General features: G+C 61.2%; 6 protein-coding genes. 3 read left to right on the forward strand and 3 right to left on the reverse strand.

The annotated features are described in order from the left end of the window. The first annotated feature begins 990 nt into the window (after nt 1-990). Together QZY44_RS09220 and QZY44_RS09225 are read left to right on the forward strand one after the other, a co-directional pair. Nucleotides 991-1560 (forward strand): DUF4337 domain-containing protein, encoded by a 570-nt coding sequence (locus QZY44_RS09220; RefSeq protein ID WP_295445401.1) that lies wholly within the window; start codon nt 991-993, stop codon nt 1558-1560. A 45-nt stretch (nt 1561-1605) separates the two neighbouring features. Beyond that, on the forward strand, nt 1606-3039 hold the full coding sequence (locus QZY44_RS09225; RefSeq protein WP_295445404.1) for a BCD family MFS transporter: 1434 nt from the start codon (nt 1606-1608) through the stop codon (nt 3037-3039). 110 nt (nt 3040-3149) lie between these two features. Here the strand turns inward: QZY44_RS09225 and tnpA are convergent, their stop codons facing one another. From tnpA to QZY44_RS09240, 3 genes are all read right to left on the reverse strand, one after another. Then, nucleotides 3150-3581, reverse strand: coding sequence for an IS200/IS605 family transposase (gene tnpA, locus QZY44_RS09230; protein ID WP_295445407.1), 432 nt, complete (start codon nt 3579-3581; stop codon nt 3150-3152). A 117-nt stretch (nt 3582-3698) separates the two neighbouring features. Next, nucleotides 3699-5006, reverse strand: coding sequence for a nitrate/sulfonate/bicarbonate ABC transporter ATP-binding protein (locus QZY44_RS09235; protein ID WP_295445410.1), 1308 nt, complete (start codon nt 5004-5006; stop codon nt 3699-3701). Nucleotides 5007-5015: 9 nt separating this feature from the next. Then, nucleotides 5016-6626 carry an ABC transporter permease subunit gene (locus QZY44_RS09240; RefSeq protein ID WP_295445413.1) on the reverse strand — a complete coding sequence of 537 codons (1611 nt, stop codon included), beginning with the start codon at nt 6624-6626 and terminating at the stop codon, nt 5016-5018. Between the two features lie 73 nt (nt 6627-6699). On the opposite strand from QZY44_RS09240, the gene QZY44_RS09245 reads away from it, so the two are divergent. Further along, nucleotides 6700-6965, forward strand: a 266-nt coding sequence (locus QZY44_RS09245) for a DUF4158 domain-containing protein (RefSeq protein ID WP_295445417.1), incomplete at its 3' end; no start/stop codon positions are given.

Raw genomic sequence — 6965 nt, forward strand, 5'->3', positions numbered from 1 at the left:
GCGCCCTGTCTTATATGGCTCAAGCATTTCGAGGATAGGTCGAAGTATTTCCCACTCATCATTTGTGAGATCGCTTGGGTACCTGGCAGGTAATTCAGTATTTTCTTCGGTCATATTGAAATTGGCGAATAGGGTTGCGATTTCGTATAGAACCCCCCGATTCTACAATTTTTCGCCAGATAAATCAATATTTTAGTTCCTAGACAGGCTCTTAGGGATCGATGTCGTGCAGGCGGCAAGTGACGATTTTCAATCCTAGGTTACGATGCGCTCAGCGGGCTGCTGGGTCTTGGTCGTCCTCAACGAACGGTAACGATACAGGGGGCTGGGGTCACCGACCGGGTCTTAGGGACCGAAGCGCCGTGTACCGGGTTAAACATGGAGCGCGTTGTCGAGTCAGCCCAATACAGGATCGCTTCCTCGACGGCCCGGCTTGGGTCCAGCTGGTAGCGGGGCCCCGACCTTGCGAGGCTCGGGCTCACGGGTGAAGGTGCCGGATTGCTCCCGTTTGCCCATGGTACGCGCCTGCTCCGGGGGCAAGGTTGGCGAGTCAGTCGATCCGCGCATAGGGCTCGCGGCGGTGGGGCATGCAGTGGTGTCAGGAAGCACAGCATCCAGGCGTTCGCCTCAGTCTCGGACGCGTGCAGCAGGTAGTAGCGGGTCGCGGGCAGCTTCGCGACGCTGCGAAAGGGTGGCTCGACCTTGTCTTGGCCAGGACTGTCCCTCGGTGCAGGTCACCACCGGCGGTCTTATTGGTTCGCAAGTGTTCAACGTCCGACTCTCCAACCTCGGGATACTGACATATTCCGCCATGGTGCTCGCCGCATGAACGCAACGTAATGATCCCGCGAGGGTATTTCGTGGATAAGGGAAGTCGCAGGAAGACCAACAGGGACCCGCGCCCCGGCGGGATTGAGTATCCCGTGACCGACGGGGCTGCGATTGTGGGACTTACGCTGTACGTCGATTCGTCTTTTCAAGGGGTTAGACATGTCAGAGAACGAGTTTCACGTCCACGGTGCCCACGAGCATCTGGCCCACGAGCCGGGACACCGGGAGCATCCGCTGGCCCAGTATGTCGCCATCTTCACTGCGCTGCTGTCGACACTGGGGGCCGTCGTCAGCTACCAGAGCGCCTACACGCTCAGCGAGGCGATGTTGCAGAAGAACGAGGCCGTGCTGCAGAAGACTCATGCCACCGACCTATGGAATTTTTATCAGGCGAAGAGCATGAAGGCCCACCTCATGGAGATGGCGACTGAACTGGCGCCACCCGAGCGGCAAGCCGGTTACCGCGCCGAGGCCGAGCGCTACAACCGGGAAAAGGATGAAATCAAGGCCAAGGCAGAAGCCTTCGAGAAAGAGTCGGCGCAGGTCAACACGGCGAGCGCCTCGTCGCTGGCGCCGCACCATCGTCAGGCACAGGCCATGACCCTGATCCAGATCGCGATCTCAGTCGCCTCTGTGACCGCCCTGACGCACCGGCGCTGGTTGTTCGTGGTCGCCGGAATCGCCGCGGCCGGGGGCCTCGGGCTCTGGGTCCTGTCCTTATTCCCCTAACCTGCCGCGAAAGCGGCATTCATAAGATCGGAACTCAGATTCGTCATGACTCAACTTGACCCGTCGGTTACCCTCGCCTGGAACCAATTCCTGACGCGTATTCTCCCTTTTGCTGATGTGGCAAGCGTCGATCTGCCCTTGAAACGCCTCTTGCGGCTATCGCTGTTTCAGCTTTCCGTCGGTATGGCCCTGGTGCTGCTCAACGGCACTCTCAATCGGGTACTGGTGGTCGAAATGCATGTGCCGGCGTGGCTGGTTGGGCTGATGGTGTCCTTACCCTTGCTGGTCGCCCCGTTGCGCGCACTCGTGGGCCATCGCTCCGATTATCACCACTCGGCCTTTGGCCTGCGGCGGGTTCCCTATATCTGGTTGGGCACCCTGCTTCAGTTTGGCGGCTTTGCCATCATGCCTTTTGCCCTGGTATTGCTGGCGGACGACGCCAATCGGCTACATATTTTAGGCGAGGGATTCAGTGCCCTGGCATTCCTGCTCGTGGGCGCCGGTCTGCACACTACCCAGACCGCGGGGCTGGCATTGGCCACTGATCTGGCGCCGGAAGAGGCCCGGCCCCGCGTGGTCGCCATGCTCTATGTCATGCTCTTATCGGGCATGGTGTGCTGCGGACTCATCTTCGGCAAGTTATTGCAGGATTTCGATACCGGGAAGTTGATCGCACTACTGCAAGGCGTGGCCGTGCTCACCATCGCATTCAATCTGATTGCATTGTGGAAACAGGAGGCCATCGACGCCAAGCGGGCGGCGGCCCCGGAGCAGCGTCCGAGCTTTCGTGATACCTGGGCGGACTTCATCAGCGGCGGTCAGTCCGGACGGCTCTTGCTTGCGGTTGGTCTGGGGGCTGCAGGTTTCACCATGCAGGATATCCTGTTGGAGCCGTTCGGCGGTGAGATCCTGCATCAAACAGTTTCACAGACTACCTGGCTCACTGCGATTCTCGCGGGTGGCAACCTGATCGCCTTTGCGCTGGTGGCGCGTCTCTTGGGGCGCGGTGGGGACCCCCAGCGCGTCGCCATCGTCGGTGTGTTGGTCGGGATCGTCGCCTTTGCCGCGGTCATTGCCGCCGATGCGCTGGATTCTGCCTGGGTGTTCCGCAGCGGAACCTTGCTCATCGGCTTCGGCAATGGGCTGTTTTCGGTCGGCACCTTGATCGCCGCGATGGCCCTGGCCCAGCGGGAACATCGCGGCTTGGCGCTGGGCGCCTGGGGCGCCGTCCAGGCGACGGCCGCCGGGACTGCCGTCGGGATCAGTGGGGTGATGAAGGATGTGATTACGAACTTCGCCGGCCATCATGCCTCCTTCGGCTTGAGCGTCAGCCCGCCATCGCTCGGTTATGGGTCCGTCTATAGCTTGGAGATTTTGCTGTTGATTGCCACACTGCCGGTGATTGTGTCGCTGGCCCGAGGTCCAGCCACGCGCCTGGCGGTCGGCGAGACCCGCATCGGGCTCACGCAGATACCCTGAGAGTAACCATCCCCCGGCAAAGCCGGGGGCTTTCATTCGTGAGCCGCTCGAAGCGGCTACGGGGTCGCTAACGCGGCCCCGCGGTTCTTGGGCCGCCTAAAGGCGGCGACTCAGCCCCAGAGGTTGAGCTGTTCGAGGCGCCTATCCTCCTGCTCTTGGTTTTTGATGTACTCACGGATCGTGGCCTCGTCCCGACCAACCGTTGAGACGAAATACCCCCGCGCCCAGAAGCTCTGCCCAACAAAGTTGCGCCGGCGCTCACCGTACACGCGGGCAATGTGGATGGCACTCTTACCCTTGATGAAGCCGACCACCTGCGACACGGCATACTTGGGCGGGATCGCGATCAACATGTGCACATGGTCTGACATCAGATGTCCCTCCAAGATACGACTTTCCTTCTGCTCGGCTAACTTCCGGAACACCTCACCAAGGTGTCGCCGCAGTTGCTCGTACAACGTCTTACGTCGGCATTTTGGGATAAAGACCACATGGTATTTGCACTCCCATTTGGAGTGGCTTAGGCTTTCAGGTTCGTCCATCGGGATTCTCCAGTGTTGCGTGCTTGGCGGCTCACAACGCGGAGTTTCCTGGATGGACTCCCGGAAATGTCAAACTTTTGCTGTCTCCCCGGCAAAGCCGGGGGATTTCCCATTTTATTAATGATTATCCGCCTGCCCCTCAGCGCCGGGATTTTCGGCGCTGAATATGCCAGTCTGGTAATCAAAGGCGAATAATTCGGCATAGCGCCCCCAATCGACGATGACGTGCAGGACCCGCTCGGCCTCTTCCTCACTCACGAAATCCTCCAACTCGCGCAGAAAACGGCTCTCCGGTGCGCGCTGGCCGGGGCGCTCATCGATCACCCGGCAGATATGGGCGGCCAGTGGGACGCGGCGCAAGAGATGCTCGCCGAAGATCATCTTGCGCCGTTGGATATCGGCATCCAGAAAGGCCTGGCTATGCGGGTTCAAGCGGATCTCGCCATCGGCGACCTGCGCAAAATCGAGCAATTGCAGGGCCTCGATGATCGGAAATAGGCGATCGACGGCCAGTTTGAGGGCGTCGGCCAACGCCGACAGATCGGCCCGGCCCTGATAGGTGGGGTGGTTGACCTCATCAAGCAGGCCCAACAATTGGGCCACATGTGCCGCCGGCAATCGGTGGCCGATACTGCTGATGCGTTGTTCGCCCGCCGCTGCCGTCATGATTTCATAAACTTCCTCCACCAACCGCCGGAATGCGGGAGCCAGATCATCACGGGGGTGTTTCAGTGTAATCTGCAACTGTGCCTTCACCCGCCCCGGGTTGCTATCCAGGATCACCACCCGATCCGCGATCATCAGTGTCTCCTCAATACTGTGTGACACCATCAGGATGGCGCGGGTCGGGATTTGCCGCTCCAACCACAGGTCCAGCAGGTCGCCGCGCAGGGTTTCGGAGGTGGGAACATCCAGGGCCGAAAATGCCTCATCCATCAATAGCACGTCGGGATTCACGACCAGTGCGCGCGCAAAACCGACCCGCTGGCGCATCCCGCCGGATAGTTCCTTGGGATAGGCCGACTCGAAACCGTCCAGTCCGATCATATCGATGGCCGCCAAGGCCCGCTGTCGCCGTTCCGGTCCAGGCACCTTCAGGGCCTCCAGCCCGAGTTCCACATTTTCCAGGACCGTCAGCCAGGGAAACAGGCCGAAGGTCTGAAAGACCATGCTGATGCCAGCCACCGGGGCGGTGACCGGCTGGCCGCGATAGAGTGCCACTCCGCTGCTGGCCCGTGTCAGGCCACAGATAATCCGCAGCAAGGTCGATTTGCCGCAGCCGGAACGGCCCAGAATCGCCACGATTTCACCAGGATGCAGACTGAAATCGATGTCTTTCAATACCAGGATCTCATCGGCGCGATCGGTCGCGCCGAAGGATTTGCTAACCTGGCGCAGTTCGATCAGGGGATCGGCGTCGCTCATGAGACCTCCTCAATCCAAGGCCAGACGCCGCTGGGCGAAGGCATACAGGCGTTTCCAGATCAGGCGATTGAAGATCACCACATAGAGACTCATTACCGCAATGCCCAGGGCGACCCGGGGGTGATCACCTTGGACGGTCGCCTGGGCGATATAGGCGCCCACACCGCTGGCCGTGAGGGTCGTGGTGCCCCAACTGGCAACCTCGGCCACGACGCTGGCATTCCAGGCGCCGCCCGAGGCGGTCAAACCGCCGGTCAAATAGGATGGGAACACCGCCGGCAGCAGCACCCGCCGCCAGCGCAGCCAGCCGCGCAGTCCCAGATTGGCGGCGGCCTCCTTCAGATCGCTGGGTAGCGCGGCGGCGCCCGCGATGACGTTGAACAGGATGTACCACTGGGTGCCCAGAATCATCAGTGGGCTGAGCCAGATATCCGGGCTGAGCCGGTGCGCGACAATAAAGGACACCACCACCGGGAACAGCAGATTGGCCGGAAAGGCCGACAAGAACAGCACCAGCGGCTGCATGCGTTGCGCCAGCCGTGGCCGCAAACCGATCAACACCCCGATCGGGACCCAGATCAGGCTCGCCAGCCCAGTCAGGATCAACACTCGGGCCAGCGTGTATAGACCGAGTACGAAGACATGGGCCACCTCAGCGTCGCTTGCTTCGGTGAGGACAAAGCGCGCCAGCAGCACGATGCTGGCGACTGCCGCCGCCCCCAACAGCCCCAGCCAGAGCCAATCGGGCCACGGATCGATATGGCGCCAGAATGGCAGTCTGGGCAATGGAATGCGCAAAGGGCGGCGCCCGGCCGGTCGCCTGGGTCCGAGCATCCGCAGGCGATCCCAGAGGATCGCGGGCGCCGTCATCAACTGCCCCCAAAGCCGGGCCTGCCGCAGCCAGTCCAATAACCAGGACCTTGGCGCGTCCCGACTCTCGGCAAATTCAAACTTGAACTTATCCGCCCACGCCACCACGGGGCGGAACAGCAGTTGGTCAGTCAGCAGGATCACACTCAGCATGGCGACAATGGCATAGCCCACCGCCGTCAGGTCGCGCTGGGCGATGGCGACCGCGATATAGGAGCCGATCCCCGGCAAGCAGATGGTCTTTTCCGATACCGTGATGGCCTCGGAGGCGACCACGAAGAACCAGCCACCCGACACTGACATCATGGCGTTCCAGACCAGCCCCGGCATGGCATAGGGCACTTCCAGTTTCCAGAAGCGCTGCCAGGCCGACAGGTGAAAGAGATCGGCGACCCGCGAGAGATCCTTGGGCAGCATCCGCAGCGAATAGTAAAAGCTGAAGGCCATATTCCAGGCCTGCGAGGTAAAAATCGCAAAGATGGCGGCGCATTCAGGCCCCAGCAGGCTGCCGGGAAAGAGTTGGACGAACCAGAGCACCGTGATCGACAGGAATCCCAGGATCGGTACCGATTGCAGGATATCCAGCAGCGGGATCAGGACCTGTTCCGCGCGGCGACTGCGCAGCGCCGCCTTGGCATAGACGAAGGTGAAGAGCAGCGAGCACAACAGCGCGATGCCCATCCGCAGGGTGGTTTGCAGGGCATATTGGCCCAATAAGAGCGAAGCTGCCACCAGGTGCCATATAAGCATTCTCTGATGCATCGCACCGGCGCGGGCGGTTCGGTAGGATGGCAACCTCCGCCGTCAGACAGGGGCCCGCCAGATGAAACGCTGCTGGGACGAGCAAGAACTGATCGAACACTGGACGTTTTTCGCCGCCGAGCAGCCGCTCCTTGGCAACCGCACGGACCGGGGCAGGATCGGCGTGGCGGTCCTGTTGAAATTCTTTCGGATCAACGCCCGGTTCCCGCGGTACCACGGCGACGTCCCGGGTCCGGTCCTCGCGTTTGTCGGCGAACAACTGTCCGTACCGCCCGTGGTCTGGTTCGACTATGACCTCACGGGCCGCAGCAGCAAGCGGGACCGCGA

The sequence above is a fragment of the uncultured Thiodictyon sp. genome, from assembly GCA_903837595.1.
GTDB lineage: Bacteria > Pseudomonadota > Gammaproteobacteria > Chromatiales > Chromatiaceae > Thiodictyon.